We start from the raw sequence: 16494 nt of genomic DNA on the forward strand, positions 1-16494 counted from the left end.
GTCCTTTGCGGGTACCGGTCGCGTCTTGGTCGGGTAGCGCCGGCTTGCTTGACCGCGGAATCGACGCTCGGATTTAGGGTGTTCGGTTGCTGGGCCGTTCCCGGAACATGAGCGACCGCCTTGCGGCTGTCTCTGAGGCTCCAAGGTGTCTTCAAGCTCGGATGAGTCCTGAAGCCCAGGGTGCCTGCAACTGCTCAAAGAACAGCGGCGGCGGGATTGCGCCCACCGCCAGTTGGCGCCCTTATAGAGATGGTCTTTCGCACCGTCAACGCTTTCGGGCGCCGGAAACGCGCCTTTGGCGGCCTGGATGAGTGCCGTAACGCCCTGAAGAGGTTGAATTTCTGCCGTCGGCCGGCTATTGGCTGGCATCGTTCCGAAAAGGTCGTCCGCTCGTACGGCCATCGTAGGTGAGGCATGATCCGCGGCTTTTTCCGACTGATTGGGCTGTTGCTGCTCGCCGGCGGGTTCATCTTCATGGTCTATGACGGCGCCCGCTGGGTGGCCGACCAGACCCTCAAATTCACCCGCTTCGGCCAGTTCTGGAACGACATCAATCAGGCCAGCCAATCGGCCTTCCGCACCTGGGTCGAGGCCAAGGCGCCCTGGCTCTGGACATCGGTGATCCGCCTGGTGCTGGAGCAGCCGGTCTTCGCCGTCCTCGGCATTCTGGGAATCCTCCTGATGATCCTGTTCCGCCCGCGGAAACCGCTGATCGGCTATTCCCGGGATTGAGCTCGCGTGAGCGCGTAACCGAGCTGCCTCTTACCCTCCCCTGGAGGGGGAGGGTCGGCTTACATTTGAGCGCAGCGAAAATGTGAGACGGGGTGGGGTGACAGTCTCTCCACGTCCACACTGCCCGAGTGGAGAGATCACCCCACCCCGCTCGCGCTGCGCGCGATCGACCCTCCCCCTCCAGGGGAGGGTTGGAGCCTCCACTCAACGCTTTATTAACCATAACCGGTGCATCACTGGAGCTGTCTCGTTTCGAGGATGGGTCCGGTGCCGGTTGCACGCGCGTTTCGATGGTCGAACTTGGCGTCCTTGGCAGCGTCCGCCGCGCTCGCTTTGGGCGGCTGCATGCAGACCGCAACTCCCGTCGCGATGGTGCAGCCTCGTCCCGATCTCGATGCCATGGCCTATGGCCAGCCCTATAATGCGCCGCGGCCGGTCGTCGTCGCCAACAACGGCGGTGGCGCGATCGCAGCGCTCAGCAATTCTTTTGCCGCTTCGCCCGCACCGATGCCGGTCGGCTACGCCGCGCCGATGGCGGTGCCGGTGCGCAATGGCACCTCCTATCATCTCGACGCCGGCGACAAGCTTCGCGTCGTGGTCTACGGCCAGGAAGGTCTCACCAACAGCTATGCGATCGACGCCGGCGGCTCCATAACCATGCCGCTGATCGGCGCGGTGCCCGCGCGCGGCCGCACCACGGCGGGGTTGGCCGGTGAGATCGCTGCACGCCTGCGCAACGGCTACATCCGCGAGCCTTCGGTGGCGGTCGAGATCGAGACCTATCGTCCGTTCTTCATCCTCGGCGAGGTCCTCGCGCCCGGCCAATATCCCTACGTGCCGAACATGACGGTCGAGAGCGCGGTCGCCATCGCCGGCGGCTTCTCGCCGCGCGCCAAGCGCGACATGGTCACCGTCACGCACACCGAGAACGGCGGCGCCATGCGCGCCGTGGTGCCGCTCGGCACACCGCTCGCGCCCGGCGACACCGTGTTCGTCGGCGAGCGCTGGTTTTAAGACTCTCTCCCCTCGTCATTCCGAGGCGCGCGTTAGCGCGAACCCGGAATCCATTCCTCCACCAACTCTGCCGCCTGATGGATTCCGGGCCCGCGCCTGTCGGCGCGTCCCGGAATGACGGTGGAAAGAGGCGGGGCTCTACCTCAAATGCTTCGCAAAAAACGCCATGCTGCGCGGCCAGGCGATGTCGGCGCTGGCCTTGTCGTAGCTGGCGCGCTCGTCGCAATGGAAACCATGCTGGGCGCCCGGATAGATGTGAACTTCGACCTCGGGCCGCTTGGTCTTGATGGTCTCGACATCGGCGAGCGGAATGCCGGCATCCTTCTCGCCGAAATGCAGTTGGGTCGGCACCTTCGGCACCTCGTCGGCGAAGCGCACGACAGCGCCGCCGTAATAGCCGATTGCCGCCTTCAGGCCGGTCAGTCGGGTCGCCGCGACGAAGGCGATGCTGCCGCCTAAGCAGAAGCCGATGATGCCGATGGGCCCGACGCTCTTCACCGCATCGATCGCAGCTTGCGTGTCGCGCAGCATCGCGGCCCAGTCCGGATTGGCCACGAACTTGCGCGCCTCTGCGATCTCGTCGGGCGAATAGCCCGACTGGAAGTTCGGCGCCGTCCGATCGAAGATCGACGGTGCGATCGCGACATAGCCTTCCCCGGCAAGGCGGTCGCAGACCGAGCGGATGTGGTGATTGACCCCAAAGATCTCCTGGATCACCACCACCGCGCCCTTCGGCGTGCCGGCGGGATCGGCGCGATAGGCGCCGAGCTGGAAATTGTCCGAGGCCGTCAGCTTGATGTCCTGTCCCACGCGGGTTGTCCTTCTTGGTTGGTCCTTGATCGAGAACTACGGCCGCTCTGCAAACTCGTCATGCCCGGGCATAGCCGTCTGAAGGACGGCGTCGCTTCGCTCGCCTATGTCCCGGGCATCCACGTCTTGTCTCAGCTCTCAGCCCGAGAGAACGTGGATGGCCGGGACAAGCCCGGCCATGACGATCCGGAATATCGGCGCTCAACACTACTCCCACATCCAGTTCTCGCCGTAGTCCTCCTTCCATCCGGCCAGCCGGCCGTGACGGAACTGCAGAAACAGGCGATGGCGATAGGGGATCAGGCCGCTGCCGCCGATGTTGCGCAAGGCGAGATAGATCTCGTGGCCGGGACGTCCCCGCACATATTGCAGCTGCTGCCCGAGGGCGCGCGCGGTCTGTTCGGCATCCATGCCGAAGGCGAGCGGAATGTTGTTCGACAAGGTCGTGACGAAAGGCTGGCGCTGCGGCACGGCGCCGATCGGCTCGGCCTGTGCGGATAGCGACAGCAACATCGTCCCCGCAGCCAGCATCATCAGCTTCATCGCCTGTGTCCCTGCTCGATCGGCCTATGCCGGCAAGTTCTTCAGGAAAGGCACGACCGCGTCAACAAAAGCCTGGGGCTGATCGATGTTGACGGCGTGGCCGGCGGCGGGGATCACGACCTTTTGTGCGCCGGGAATCTTCGCCACCATGTAGTCGGACGCGGCGAGGAACGGGGTGTCGTCGGCGCCGACAACGATCAGGCTGGGCACCTTGATCTCAGGCAACAGCTCCATCACGCGCGCATCGCGCTGGGTCAGCATGCCGCGCGCGGCGAGCGCAAGGCCCCTGGCGCCCCGATGGCTCGCGGTGGCGCGCTCGCGCGTCGCCGCTTTCAAGACCTCGAGGCCTTCGCGGTCGAGCCGGTCGGCGGTGGCGAGCGCCCGCGCGTTCCAGGCTTCGCGCGCATCGTCCTTCCTGAAGCCGGGGCCGGTGTCGATGATCAGCAGCGCGCGGGCCCGCTGTGGATGTGCGCGGTAGAACGCCAGCGACATGTAGCCGCCGAGCGAAAGCCCGCCGATGATGGCGCGCTTGGCGCCGACCGCATCGAGGATCGCCGCCATGTCACCGACCGTGAGGACTTCGCTATAAGCACTCGCATCGTCAGGGTAATCGGACTGGCCGTGGCCGCGCATGTCCCACAGGATCAGCGTGTGGTCCTTCGCCAGCGCGTCGATTTGCCCATGCCACATCGCCGAGGTCGAGGAATAGCCGTGGGTGAGCAGCAGCGGCGGCCCGTTGCCATGAACCTCGTAGTAGATGTTGACGCCGTCGCGATTGATCTCCGGCATTGTTTCCGGCCCTTTCTTTTCTCGCCACCAACTCGGTGCTTCACCCTCCCCTGGAGGGGTCCGGGACGAGCGCAGCTCGCCCGTGGGTCGGCTCACATGGAGCGCTGCGAAATGTGAGACGGGGTGGGGTGACGGTCTCTCCACCTCCAACAGTGTTCGTGTGGAGAGATCACTCCACCCCGCTCGCGCTCCGCGCGATCGACCCTTCCCCTCCAGGGAGGGTAAGGTTTGCGTGCGGCTGCACCTTAGCTCGCCAAGTTACCTCGAAGAAACTGCCTGAATGCGATGGCACGCATGCCGGAGCACGCGCTGTTGTGTCCAGTGGCTGCGTCGCGGCCTTTGGCGCGGCGCACAACGAGCGAGTGTGGCGGTCGTTTTTTCGACTCGTTCCAAATTGCGTTTGCCTCCGCGTCGGAACGCGATCATTCTCGCCGGCAAGGCTGACGCCAGCCCGGTGGGCGTCCGCCATTCAAGTTGCCGCCGTAAGCGGCTTCATGCACCGGCAGGGGAAGACGCCTATGCCAACTCTCACCATCAACGGGCGGAGTCTGTCCGTGGATGCGGCGAACGATACGCCGCTCCTCTGGGCGATCCGCGAGCAATTGCAGATGACCGGCACCAAGTTCGGCTGCGGTGCCGGGCTGTGCGGGGCCTGCACCGTGCACGTCAACGGCGAAGCGGTGCGCTCGTGCCAGACCATGCTCAGTGACGTCGCCGGCAAGAAGATCACCACCATCGAAGGTCTCTCCGCCAAGGGCGATCATCCCTTGCAGAAGGCCTGGATCGCCGAGCAGGTGCCGCAATGCGGCTATTGCCAGTCCGGCCAGATCATGCAGGCGGCCTCGCTGCTCGCCAAGAATCCCAATCCAACCAAGGAAGAGGTGGTCGCCCATATGGACGGCAATCTCTGCCGCTGCATGACCTATTCGCGGATCCAGAAGGCGATCATGCGCGCCGCATCCGAGATGCGCACCGCCTCGGCCACCTCGAGCGAGCGGAGGCCCACATGAACGAGCATGTGAAGAAATTGACACCCGAGACGACGGATCTCAGCCGCCGCTCCTTCCTCGTCGGCACCGCCGCGACCGGCCTCGTGCTCGGCTATGCCGGCGTGCCCGGCATCGAATCGGCAGCCGCCGCGCCCGCCAATTTCGAGCCGAGCGTCTGGTACGCGATCGCGCCGGACGGGCTGGTCACCGTGACCTGCGGCAAGGCGGATATGGGCCAGCACATCGCCTCCACCATGGCGCAGATCGTCTGCGAGGAATTGGGCGCGAAATGGAGCGACATGCGCGTGCAGCTCGCCTCCAACGATCCCAAGTTCAACGATCCCGTGCTCGGCGCGCAGATCACCGGCGGCAGCTGGTCGACCATGATGAACTTCGAAGCGATGAGCCGGGCCGGTGCGGCCGGGCGCATCGCATTGACTGAAGGTGCCGCCGCCGCCATGGGCGTGCCGGCATCGGAGCTCGTGGTGCGCGATTCCATGATCGTGCATCCGAAATCGAAGAAGCAGATGTCGTTTGCCGATGTCGTGAAAAGCGGCAAGGCGACGAAAACCTTCACGCCCGACGAGCTGAAGGCGATCAAGCTGAAATCGCCGGACCAGTACACCATGATCGGCGTCTCGGTTCCGCAGCTCGACATCCCCTCCAAGACCAACGGCACGGCCAAGTACGGCATCGACGTGATGCTGCCGGGCATGGCCTATGGCGCCCTGGTCACGCCGCCGGTGCGCTTCGGCGCCACCGTGAAATCGGTCGACGATAGCGCGGCAAAGAAGGTGCCGGGCTTCATCAAGGCCGTCACGCTCGACGACAAGACCGGGACGACGTCGGGCTGGGTCGTCGCCGTCGCCAGCACCTACGCCAACGCCAAGAAGGCCGCGCAGGCGCTGAAGATCGCCTATGACGCGGGTCCGAACGCGAAGCTGTCGAGCGAGTCGCTGCTCGACGAGGCCAAGCGGCTCCAGAAGCTGGACGATTCCGGCCAGTTCTTCGTCAAGGACGGCGATCCCAATGCAGCCTTCGGTTCGGCGGCCAAGGTGGTGGAGGCGGAATACACCACCAGCATCAACATCCACGCGCCGCTGGAGCCGATGAACGCCACTGCGGAGTTCAAGGGCGACATCCTGCACATCTATTCCGGCAACCAGTTCGCGACGCGCTCCGGCGCGATTGCGGCGGGGGCGGCCGGGATCGATCCGAAGTTCGTGGTCATGCACCAGATGTGGCTGGGCGGCGGCTTCGGCCGGCGTCTCGATGCCGACATGATGATTCCGGCGGTGCAGGCGGCCAAGGCCGTCGGCAAGCCGGTGAAGGTGATCTATTCGCGCGAGAACGACATGACGATGGATTTCTCGCGTCCGCTCACCTATCAAAAGGTGAAGGCCGGCGTGGACGGCGATGGCAAGCTCATTGCGATCAGCCACGACGTGGTCTCGGCCTGGCCGACCGCGCGCTGGGGAATCCCCGATTTCCTGACGCCCTCGGTCGACAAGAAGGGCCCGCTCGACTCCTTTACGGTGAACGGGGCGGACTTCTTCTACACCGTGCCCAACCATTATGTGCGCGCGATCAAGAACGAGCTCGCGCACAACGCCACGCCGTCCGGCCAGCTTCGCTCGGTGGCGCCGGGTTGGACCTTCTGGGCGGTCGAAAGCATGATCGACGAGATCGCGGCGGCGACGGGCAAGGATCCCGCCCAGTTCCGCATCTCGTTGCTCGACGGTGCCGGCAAGAACGACGGCGGCGCGCAGCGCTTGCGCAACACGCTGCTCGCCGCGATGGGACTGTCTGGCTACGGCACCAAGCAATTGCCGAAAGGCGAGGGCATGGGCGTCGCCTGCGTCTCGTCGCAGGAGCGGGCGACCGCGAGCTGGACGGCGTGCGTGGCTCACGTCGCCGTCGCGCCGTCGGGGGAGGTGACCGTGAAGAAGCTCACGGTCGCAACCGACGTCGGCACGCAGGTGCATCCCGACAATGTCCGCGCCCAGGTCGAGGGTGCGGCGCTGTGGGGCCTGTCGCTTGCGATGTACGAGAAGGCGACGCTGAAGGACGGTGGCATCGAGCAGACCAATTTCGATGGCTACACGCCCTTGCGCATGAGTCAGACGCCCGAGGTCGCGATCGCCGTGATCGCAAATGGCGAGAAGGCCACCGGCGTCGGCGAGCCCGCGGTCACCGTGGTCGCGCCGGCCATCGGCAACGCCATCTTCAATGCCAGCGGCGCCCGCGTCCGGGCGCTACCGATCACCGCGGAGGCCGTGAAGGCGAGCATGAAGGCGTAAGCCGAGCCGCTATGGCTGAATGAGCTGATCCGCCGGAGGGCATGCCCTCCGGCGGATTGGTTTTGGGTGCGCTCGGTATTTATTTCGTCGTCATGCCCGGGCTTGTCCCGGGCATCCACGTTCTTCGCACGTCTAGCCCAAGGCCGTGGATGGCCGGGACAAGCCCGGCCATGACGGAGAGAAAATTCCCCTTTTCCATCAATGCCCGTTCTACTGTGCATGGGGTTGTTTGGCCGGTTGTGAAATTCCCCCCTGAACCCCAATCCGTAAAATTGCGTGCAATTCCCCAAGGTTCCATTGAGCACGCCTCTTAAGGGCCAGAGAACCTGATCCGGCTTAGGCTCATCGGCCAATACGCCCGAGTTTCCGGTCCTTGTGGGGAAGCCATGAACGCCACAGCCAAATCCGCCGCCAAACGCCGGCTCCTGCTCGCCTCCGATCGGAGCGACGGGAGCAGCGAGCTCGCCAGCATCCTGAAAGCGGTCGGCGACGTCTCCACGGTGAAGACGGACGAGATCCCCGCCCAGCCCTCGCGCGATCTCTCCGGCCTCGTGGTCGACATCAACCTGCGCTCGCCCGACAGCGTGCAGCGGGTCCGCAACAAGCTGCGCGGCGACGCCTATCGTTCGATGCCGCGGCTGTTCGTGCTCGCGGACGCCCTGCATCACGGCACCATGCAGGCCTGGGCGCTAGGAGCCACCGACACCATTTCACGCCCGCTCCAGGCTGAGGCCATCCTGCAGCGCATCCGCGCCGCCTTCCCGGACACCGCGGCCTATGACGCGACCGATCGCGGCAAGACGCTCAACCGCGGGGTCGAGGCGGCGCATGCGGTGCTGACCAAGATGTTCGAGAAGCTGCCGCTCGGAGTGCCTCTGACCTTCGACGACGTCATCGCCGCCGAGAGCAAGATCCTGAAGGCGATCAAGCATTCCTCGCTGCGCGAATGGCTCACCACGGTCGGCTGTCACCATGTCGGCAGCTACCGCCATTGCCTGTTCGTCACCGGCTTCGCCGTCGCCTTCGCCCAGCATCTCGGCATGCGCGAGGACGACCAGCGCCGCCTGACCCGCGCCGCGCTGCTGCACGACGTCGGCAAGGCCTTCGTTCCGGCCTGGCTGCTCGACAAGCCCGGCAAGCTCACCGACGAGGAGATGGCCGAGGTCCGCCAGCATCCGCGCCGCGGCTATGACGCGCTCGCCGCGCAAGGCGGCTTCCCGCCGGAGATGCTGGACGTGGTGCTGCATCACCACGAATTCCTCGACGGCTCCGGCTATCCGAACGGCCTGTCGTCGAACCAGATCAGCGACATCGTGCGCCTGACGACGATCGTCGACATCTACGCCGCGCTGGTCGAGAAGCGCGCCTACCGCATGCCCTTCACCCACTCCCGCGCCTTCACGATGATGGAAGGCATGGGCGGCAAGCTCGACCAGCAGCTGCTGCAGGCGTTCCGCCCGGTCGCGCTGGGGTCGTTCTAGCCGGGATGCCGTAGGGTGGGTTAGCCTCGCGGCTGCGCGAAGCGCAGGCGCCAAGCGTAACCTACCATGCCTCCGCAATTGCCGAACGAAGTTGGTGGGTTACGCCTTCGGCTAACCCACCCTACGAGATCACCCCACCATCTTCCGCAGCTCCGCCTTCGCCACCTTCTCCAGCGTCGAGCGCGGCATGTCGTCGACGAGCCTGATCTCGCGCGGCAGCTTGAAGTCGGCAAGGCCCTTGCGGCAGGCTTCCATCACGCGATCATGCAGATCGGGTGCAGCGCCCGCGACGCCGCCCTGCGGGATGATGAAGACCACCGGCACCTCGTCCAGCATCGGATGCGTCTTCGCCACCACTGCGGCCTCGCGCACGCCCGGCACGAGTGCGATCACCTGCTCGATCTCTGAGGCCGCAACGTTCTCGCCGCCCACCTTCAGCATGTCCTTGGCGCGGTCGCCGAACTTGATGAAGCCGTTCTGCAATCGCTCGACGCGGTCGCCGGTGAGAAAGAAGCCGTGCTCGTCAAAACTCTCGCGCGTCGCCTTCTCGTTGTGCAGGTACTCGGCGAACAGCGACAGGCCGGGGATGCCCTTGATCGCGAGGTTGCCCGTGCCGCCGACCTCCGTCGGTCGTCCGTCGTCGTCGGTGATGCGGATCTGATATTCGGGCGCCGCGCGGCCGATAGACATCGGGATGTTGGGCTGATCGACCTCGCCGACGATGCCGTGGGTGATGGTCTCGGTCATGCCCCACCAGCCGATCATCTTGACGCCGAAGGCGGCAAAGGCCGGCGGCTCGTTGATGGCGGTGCCCCACAGGCGGAACTTGTGGTCCTTCGGGATTTCCTGCTCGAGCAATGCCTTCATGCAGAACGGGATCGTCGAGGTCCAGGTTGTGCCATGCTCGCGCGCGACGCCCCAGAACCGGCTGGCGGAGAAGCGCGGCTGGATCACGCAAGTGGCGCCGACCCACAGCGTCGCCAGCATGGAATAGGCCAGCGCATTGGTATGGAACAGCGGCAGGTAGGCCTGGTGCACGTCGCCGGCGTGAAGGTCCTCGTGCGCGGCGTTGATCTTGGCGCCCCACAGCGCGTTGGCATGGGTCCACAGCACCGCCTTGGGTCGCGACGTCGTGCCCGAGGTGTATTGCACGCTGCATGGCGCCAGCGGATCGGACGCGCGCCGGGGACGATCGGCACTGTCGGCGAACAGCGATTCGAAGCTGTCGCCGGGCGAGACGCCCCGCGCGGGGGCCGCGCCCGCATCGTGCGAGGTCACCGCCAGCCACCTTATGTTGCGGCAGTTCTGCGCGACGGCTTCCGCATAGGCCGGCTGCGTGATCGCGGCGACCGCGCCGCAATGATCGGCGAAATACGCGATCTCGGCCGGCGCCGAGCGCGTGTTGGTGGTGACCGCGACGGCCCCGAGCTCGACGCAAGCGAACCAGGCCAGCATCGCCTCGATGCAATTGTCGAGATGGATGAGCACATACTCGCCCGGCTTGATGCCGCGCCTGGCGAGGCCGGCCGCGAGCGCGCCGACGCGCTCGTGAAATTCGCCGTAGCTCCAGCGCCGCGCCGGCGCGTCGAACGGCGCCCAGATCAGGAATGGATGATCACGCCGGACTTCGGCGCCCAGCTTGAGCAGCCAGGGCACGTCGAGCCCGTCGAACGGGCCCACGATTCCGGCTGTGATCTGTTGAACTGGCATGGCTCCTCCCGGTGCAGCCTGCATCCCGCTGGCGGCTGCCTTTTGATTATTGCGTCTTCCTGCCATTGGACGACGCGGGAAGCAAATCGGGGGTATGCGTGAGCGCGCTCTCTCGGCCGTCATTGCGAGCGCAGCGAAGCAATCCAGACTCTCTCCACGGAGGCAGTCTGGATTGCTTCGTCGCAAGCGCTCCTCGTAATGACGGCGTTCGGGGGCGCGGCGGCTCTATTAGCCGGCGTCCCCGTACGACGAGATTTCGATCAAACTGCCATCGGGATCGCGGCAATAGACCGAGCGCAGCGTGCCGCGGGCGCCTTGCCTCGGGCCCGGACCTTCCTCGATCGCGACGCCATGTGCCTGCAAATGCGCCACCACCTCGTCCGGTGTGGCCGAGGTGAGAAAGCACAAATCTTCGCTGCCGGCGGTCGGATGGCTCGCGGTGAACCACTCCACCTTGTCGGCATCGCGTTGTCGGACGTTGATCCTCTGGTTACCGAATTCAAGGAAAGTCCGCGGCGCTTTGCCGCCGCCGGGATCGAACACCTTGACTTCCATGCCGAGAATCCTGCCGTACCACGCAGCACTTGCCGCGACGTCGCTGACATTGATCACGAGATGATCCAGGGCATGAACCTTGACCGGCATGTCTCATCCTTTCGTCGTGATGTGCCCCGCGCACTTTCCGCACGCGGCAAGCTTTGTTACAACCGCAGCGACGCGGCTTTCAAGCCATCCGACTTCAAGAACAACACTGGGAGAACCCTTGAGATGATCACTCGCCGTACCGCGCTGGGCCTGCTCGCCGCCAGTCCGCTTGCAGCCACCCCGCTGTCGAAGGCCCTTGCCGCCGATTATCCGGTCCGTCCAGTGAAATGGGTGGTGGGCTATCCGCCGGGCGGCGCCACGGACATCCTGGCACGGCTGATCGGCCAGCGCCTGTCGGAAAAGCTCGGCCAGCAATTCGTGGTCGAGAACAAGCCCGGCGCCGGGAACAACATCGCGACCGAATCGGTCATCAATGCCGAGCCCGACGGCTACACGCTGCAGCTGGTCAATCCGGCCAACTACATCAACGCCTCGCTCTACAAGAATCTGAAGTTCAACTTCGTGAACGATATCGCGCCGGTCGCCTCGTTCCAGCGCGTGCCGAACGTGATGACCGTCAACAAGGACGTGCCGGCCAAGAACGTCGCCGAGTTCATCGAGTACGTGAAGGCCAATCCCGGCAAGGTGAACATGGCCTCGTCCGGCAACGGCACCTCGGTGCATCTGTCCGGCGAGATGTTCATGGCCATGACCGGCTGCAAGATGCAGCACGTGCCCTATCGCGGCGCCGCGCCCGCGATCACCGACATGCTCGCCGGCCAGGTGCAGGTGATCTTCGACAACATGCCCTCGATCATTCAGCACATCCGCTCCGGCAGCCTGCGCGCGATCGGTGTCACCACCACGGAACGCTCGCCGCAGCTGCCCGACGTGCAGCCGATCGCCGACACCGTCAAGGGCTATGAGGCGAGCGCGTTGTTCGGCATGGGCGCGCCGAAGAACACGCCGAAGGAAATCATCGCCAAGCTCAACGCCGAGGTCAACGCGGTGCTCAAGGACCCCGACATGGCCAAGCGCCTGGTCGAGCTCGGCGGCGAGCCGCGGGTGCAGACGCCCGAGGCGTTCGGCGAGGAGATCAAGGCCGAGACCGAGAAGTGGAAGAAGGTCGTCGACTTCGCCGGCCTGAAGGTCGAGTAGAAATCTCGTGATGACGAGGAAGAGAGCCCTGCCGTTCGGCAGGGCTTTTTTCTTGGCTGCATTGCCGGCAACCCGATCACGCTCTCGTGCGGATCCGCGCCTGCGCCTTCCGGCTTGACGTTGCCGCGCTCGCGTCTATACTAAACCACATGGTTAAGTATCAGGACGAGACGCTGGACCGGACTTTTGCGGCGCTGTCAGACCCGACGCGGCGTGCCTTGCTGGCGCGCCTCGGCGAGCAGGACGGCCTGTCGGTGAGCGAGCTGGCGGCCCCGTTTGCGGTATCGCTGCCGGCGATCATGAAGCATCTCGACGTGCTCACCGATGCCGGGCTGATCGTGCGCGAGAAGACCGGGCGCACGGTCGCCTGCCGGCTGACCGCGCAGCCGATGGAGCAGGCGATGAACTGGCTCAATCGCTATGCGCAGTTCTGGTCCCACAATCTTGATCGCCTTGCCGCCTTCGTGGAGGAAGAGACATGGCCAACGCAGCCGCCAACACCGCCGAACGCCCGGCAGAACGACCAAGCCTCACGCTCACGCGCCGGCTCCGCGCACCGCCGCAAAAGGTCTACGCCGCCTGGACGCAAGCCGCGCAGCTAGCGCAATGGTTCGGGCCGCCGAACATGAAGCCGGCGACGCTTCAAGCCGAGCTCGACGTTCGCGTCGGCGGCCGGTTTCGCATCAGCTTCACCGGGGACGACGGCGAATATTTCGAGGCCGGCGGCCGCTATCGCGAGGTGGTGCTGAACGAGCTTCTGGTCTTCACCTGGGCCTGGCACTCGACGCCGGAGCGTGAATCGCTGGTGACGATCTCGATGAAGCCGGACGCTGCCGGCACCTTGATGATCTTCCATCACGCCCAGTTCTTCGACGAGACCGCGCGCGACAACCACGAGCGCGGCTGGAGCTCGATTTTCGACAAGCTCGATGCTTTCGTCGCCTGACCCCAAGGAGAACGCCATGCAGCAACATCAGATCGTCTCGCGCGAGCAATGGATCGTCGCGCGCAAGGCCCTTCTGGCCCATGAGAAGGAATTGACCCAGGCCCGCGAACGGCTTGCCGACGAGCGCCGCCGGCTCCCCTGGGTCAAGGTCGACAAGGCATACGAATTCGAAGGGCCGAACGGCATTGTGTCCCTGGGCGATCTGTTCAAGGGCCGGCCGCAGCTCATCGTGCAGCACGTGATGTTCGCACCCGATTGGGACGCGGCCTGCAAGAGCTGCTCGTTCTGGGCAGACGGGTTCGAGCGCATGGTGCCGCATTTGGCCGCGCGCGACACCGCCATGGTTGCGGTCTCGCTGGCGCCAAGCGCAAAGCTCGAAAACTTCAAGAAGCGGATGGGCTGGACCTTCGACTGGGTTTCCTCGGGCGGCAACGACTTCAACCGCGATTACGGCGTGACGTTCTCACAGGAAGAGGTCGCGACCGGCAAGCCGATGTACAATTTCGGGACCACGCCGCTCTACGGCCCCGAGCTGCCCGGCATCAGCGTGTTCTTCCGCGACGAGGCCGGCGCGATCTTCCACACCTATTCCTGCTTCGCCCGCGGCCTCGACATGATGAACGCCGCTTATCAATATCTCGATCTCACCCCGCTCGGCCGTCATGAGGAAGGCCTGCCCTATCCGATGGACTGGGTGCGCCTGAGCGACCAGTACGAGCCGCAGCCGGCGAAGGGTGCGTGCTGCCACGGGTGAGGGGAGCGCTCGACGCACATCAAAGGTGTCATCGCCCGGCTTGACCGGGCGATCCAGTATTCCGAGACGGCGGTGATGAATCGAGAGGCCGCGGCGTACTGGATTCCCCGCCTGCCGCCTACGCTAAAGCTTCGGCGCCCCTGGACCTCAACCCCGGCGAAGCCTTGGCGTAGCCGGGTCGCGGGGAATGACAGCTACGGGTGAGCTGCAGGGTGTGCGTTGCCCGATAGCTACCGCTTCGCTTCCGCCTGCTCCGCCGCGTTGCACGAGATCAGCATCGTGTAAGGCCGGGCGTTGGCGGCGATGTCGGTGGTCTTGCGCTCGCTCTTTGGCTCGGCGGTCTGATAGGGCACGATCGAATTGTCGAGGAAATCGCGCAGCACTCCGGTCTTGATGGCGAAATTGATGTTTTCAGGGATGTTGCCGGTCGCCACCGCGATCCGCAAGGCTGGAATCTTGCCCGTGACCACGCCGACGACCTGACCCGTGTTGTCGAACAGCGGCCCGCCGCTATTGCCGGGCTGCACGGGTGCGCTGATCTGCAGGAAGCGCGAGTCGTTGCGCATGCCGCTGAGCGAGCTCACGATCCCGGTGGTCACGCTGAAGTCCGAGGTCAGGATGCCGTGATAGGGAAAGCCGATCGCGATCACGGAATCGCCGGAGCGGATCGAGCGGTCGCGGATCCGGGCAAAATCCTTGAAGGTCGTTGTCGACGGCGCCTGCAACAAAGCGAGATCGTTGTTGGCGTCGCTCGAGACGACGCGCAGCACCATTGCGGCCTCGCCGGTGAGATTGCCCTTGATGTCGCCGACGCAGCCGTCGATCACATGATGGTTGGTGACGATGTGCCCGCTCGTGCTGACGACGAAGCCGCTGCCGCTCCTGGCTCGGGCAGGTTTGCCGCCGGCCGGCCCTGCCGCCTGCTTCTCCGCCGTACCGCCGGCTTGGCCGCACCCTTGGTGAAATCGCCTGCCTTGCTGAGCCCATCTGCCTTCACCCGCGTGACGCAGTTCGCCAGCGCCGCGATCAGGGGCGCCGTCGACGTCAGCACAAATTGGAGTGGCTTGCTGCCGTTGGTCGTCACCACCATCAGGCTTGCCTTCTGGAAGGTGCGAGCGACGTTGGGGGGCAGGATGGTCGTCACCATGTTGGTGGTGCCGGCGGTCGCAAACAACCTCGCCTGCTCCTGGCCGTCGAAGATGAAGTCGATGGGCGCGGTATCGCCCTTGTTAAAGCGAAAGCTGGGGCTGGCAAAGCTCAGCAGCCAGGAGCCGGCCGCATTCTGCGCGACGAAGAGACTCACGCCGTTGGCGTAAGGTGCGGTCGCCGCGCAATGGGAGAACGCGCCCGTCTCGTCATTGCTGAATGCGCCGCCAGCCCAGTTGCCGACATTGACGGTGCCGAACGGCCCCGCCGCGTTCGCCCCGACCAAACTCACCTGCAACACGAACGCAACGACCAACGACCTCAACCACATACCCCAGCCCCCGGCAAACGCACTTGCATCCATCTTATCCGCGAGGGCAGGTGAGGCGCAACCGTCAGTTGTCCGCTCTCGTCCGGCTGGCCGCGACAATTCAGGCTTGCATATACTTTGCAGTACCGTATACTTTGCAATACAAAGTAACGAGGCTCTTGCCTCGTAATGTCCGGGTGGAACGAGGTTTTGGCGTTGCCGATGCGCGATCTCGACAAGGCGCTGGCCGACATCGTGACGATCCGCAGCCAGATCGCGGCGGGTACCGCCTTCCGCGGTTACGGCCCGGCGACGATGGCGGCGACCGGTGCTGTGGCGCTCATCACCGCCCTCCTGCAATTCTGGTTGTTGGATGATCCCACCGGCGAGCCGCTCGTTTTCTTCATCGGCTGGTTCATCGCCGCCGCGCTGTCTGGGCTGATCATCGGCATCGAGATGCGCGCCCGGTCGCGACGCCATCATTCCGGTCTCGCCGACGCGATGATCCACCAGGCGGTCGAGCAGTTCCTGCCGGCGGGCATTGCCGGCGTTCTGCTCGCGGTGGTGATGTGGAAGTTCGCGAGCGAGACGCTGTGGCTGCTGCCGGGCCTGTGGCAGATCCTGGTGTCGCTCGGCATCTTTGCCTCGGTCCGCTCGCTGCCGCGCACCGTCGCGCTCGCCGGCGCCTGGTATTTCGTGTCCGGCTTCGCGGTCGTGGTGCTCGCGAGCCGAACCCACACGCTGTCGCCATGGACCATGGGCCTACCTTTCCTGATCGGCCAATCGCTGATGGCGGCCATTCTGCATTTTGCGTCGGGAGACAACGATGTCGAAGACTGACAGCGCGCCCTTCTCCTATGAAGGGCTCGACCGCGTGATCCACGAGAAGGCGAGGCTCGGGCTTCTGACCTCGTTGATGGCGCATCCGAAGGGGCTGGCGTTCGGCGATCTCAAGCAGCTCTGCGGCCTCACCGATGGCAATCTCAGCCGGCACCTTGCCGTGCTGCAGGAAGCCGGCCTCGTCGAGGTGACCAAGGGCTACGAGGGCAATCGCCCGCACACCAGCTGCCGCCTCACCAAGGCCGGCCGCCGCCGCTTCCTCGACTATCTCGCCGTGCTCGAGCGGCTGGTGCGCGACGCGGCGAAGGCCGCCGGCCGCGAAGCGCCGCCGCTCGGCCGTCTCGGCATCGCCTCGACCTGATCTCCCCCTTTTTTGACCGGAGACTT

15 protein-coding genes and 2 pseudogenes are annotated in these 16494 nt (G+C 65.1%); 11 read left to right on the forward strand and 6 right to left on the reverse strand.

Annotation, left to right across the window (positions count from 1 at the left end; all coding sequences use genetic code 11):
• Positions 1-414 precede the first annotated feature (414 nt).
• Together ABIA40_RS31570 and ABIA40_RS31575 are read left to right on the forward strand one after the other, a co-directional pair.
• Complete coding sequence (locus ABIA40_RS31570; protein ID WP_025033220.1) at positions 415-732, forward strand: hypothetical protein; 318 nt, start codon at positions 415-417, stop codon at positions 730-732.
• Between the two features lie 267 nt (positions 733-999).
• Positions 1000-1746 carry a polysaccharide biosynthesis/export family protein gene (locus ABIA40_RS31575; RefSeq protein ID WP_275511839.1) on the forward strand — a complete coding sequence of 249 codons (747 nt, stop codon included), beginning with the start codon at positions 1000-1002 and terminating at the stop codon, positions 1744-1746.
• A gap of 138 nt (positions 1747-1884) precedes the next feature.
• On the opposite strand, the gene ABIA40_RS31580 is transcribed toward ABIA40_RS31575, so the two are convergent.
• The 3 genes from ABIA40_RS31580 to ABIA40_RS31590 all read right to left on the reverse strand — a co-directional run bounded on the left by ABIA40_RS31580 (position 1885) and on the right by ABIA40_RS31590 (position 3888).
• Positions 1885-2556, reverse strand: coding sequence for a dienelactone hydrolase family protein (locus tag ABIA40_RS31580; RefSeq protein ID WP_271541607.1), 672 nt, complete (start codon positions 2554-2556; stop codon positions 1885-1887).
• Between the two features lie 207 nt (positions 2557-2763).
• Positions 2764-3099, reverse strand: coding sequence for a hypothetical protein (locus ABIA40_RS31585; RefSeq protein ID WP_157284861.1), 336 nt, complete (start codon positions 3097-3099; stop codon positions 2764-2766).
• A gap of 24 nt (positions 3100-3123) precedes the next feature.
• Complete coding sequence (locus ABIA40_RS31590) at positions 3124-3888, reverse strand: alpha/beta fold hydrolase (RefSeq protein ID WP_404545165.1); 765 nt, start codon at positions 3886-3888, stop codon at positions 3124-3126.
• Between the two features lie 518 nt (positions 3889-4406).
• On the opposite strand from ABIA40_RS31590, the gene ABIA40_RS31595 reads away from it, so the two are divergent.
• The 3 genes from ABIA40_RS31595 (at position 4407) to ABIA40_RS31605 (ending at position 8658) form a co-directional block, all read left to right on the forward strand.
• Positions 4407-4898: a (2Fe-2S)-binding protein gene (locus ABIA40_RS31595; RefSeq protein WP_025033225.1), complete on the forward strand. Its 492-nt coding sequence runs from the start codon at positions 4407-4409 to the stop codon at positions 4896-4898.
• Complete coding sequence (locus tag ABIA40_RS31600; protein WP_404545167.1) at positions 4895-7177, forward strand: molybdopterin cofactor-binding domain-containing protein; 2283 nt, start codon at positions 4895-4897, stop codon at positions 7175-7177. Before ABIA40_RS31595 ends, ABIA40_RS31600 begins: the two co-directional genes overlap by 4 nt.
• Positions 7178-7563: 386 nt before the next feature.
• Entirely contained in the window at positions 7564-8658 is a 1095-nt protein-coding gene (locus tag ABIA40_RS31605) for an HD-GYP domain-containing protein (RefSeq protein ID WP_036024045.1), read from the forward strand.
• Between the two features lie 129 nt (positions 8659-8787).
• Here the strand turns inward: ABIA40_RS31605 and ABIA40_RS31610 are convergent, their stop codons facing one another.
• Complete coding sequence (locus ABIA40_RS31610) at positions 8788-10368, reverse strand: AMP-binding protein (RefSeq protein ID WP_404545169.1); 1581 nt, start codon at positions 10366-10368, stop codon at positions 8788-8790.
• 228 nt (positions 10369-10596) lie between these two features.
• A complete protein-coding gene (locus ABIA40_RS31615) occupies positions 10597-11013 on the reverse strand; it encodes a VOC family protein (RefSeq protein WP_271541617.1) in 417 nt (138 codons plus the stop codon).
• A 123-nt stretch (positions 11014-11136) separates the two neighbouring features.
• On the opposite strand from ABIA40_RS31615, the gene ABIA40_RS31620 reads away from it, so the two are divergent.
• From ABIA40_RS31620 to ABIA40_RS31635, 4 genes and pseudogenes are all read left to right on the forward strand, one after another.
• Positions 11137-12111 carry a tripartite tricarboxylate transporter substrate binding protein gene (locus ABIA40_RS31620; RefSeq protein WP_157284857.1) on the forward strand — a complete coding sequence of 325 codons (975 nt, stop codon included), beginning with the start codon at positions 11137-11139 and terminating at the stop codon, positions 12109-12111.
• Positions 12112-12260: 149 nt separating this feature from the next.
• Entirely contained in the window at positions 12261-12713 is a 453-nt protein-coding gene (locus ABIA40_RS31625; protein WP_036038647.1) for a helix-turn-helix transcriptional regulator, read from the forward strand.
• Between the two features lie 8 nt (positions 12714-12721).
• Positions 12722-13057: pseudogene (locus tag ABIA40_RS31630) on the forward strand (SRPBCC domain-containing protein); the annotation flags it as partial.
• Positions 13058-13073: 16 nt separating this feature from the next.
• A complete protein-coding gene (locus ABIA40_RS31635; protein WP_271541619.1) occupies positions 13074-13811 on the forward strand; it encodes a thioredoxin family protein in 738 nt (245 codons plus the stop codon).
• Between the two features lie 230 nt (positions 13812-14041).
• Here ABIA40_RS31635 and ABIA40_RS31640 read toward each other — a convergent pair.
• Positions 14042-15288: pseudogene (locus ABIA40_RS31640) on the reverse strand (S1C family serine protease).
• Positions 15289-15489: 201 nt separating this feature from the next.
• Between ABIA40_RS31640 and ABIA40_RS31645 the strand changes: the two are divergent.
• The gene (locus ABIA40_RS31645; RefSeq protein WP_271541623.1) at positions 15490-16107 is read left to right on the forward strand and encodes a hypothetical protein; all 618 of its coding nucleotides are present in this window, start codon (positions 15490-15492) and stop codon (positions 16105-16107) included.
• The gene (locus ABIA40_RS31650) at positions 16094-16468 is read left to right on the forward strand and encodes a transcriptional regulator (protein ID WP_036024038.1); all 375 of its coding nucleotides are present in this window, start codon (positions 16094-16096) and stop codon (positions 16466-16468) included. Before ABIA40_RS31645 ends, ABIA40_RS31650 begins: the two co-directional genes overlap by 14 nt.
• Positions 16469-16494: the final 26 nt, after the last annotated feature.

It is taken from the genome of Bradyrhizobium sp. USDA 223, from assembly GCF_044909005.1.
GTDB classification, from domain to species: Bacteria; Pseudomonadota; Alphaproteobacteria; order Rhizobiales; family Xanthobacteraceae; genus Bradyrhizobium; species Bradyrhizobium yuanmingense.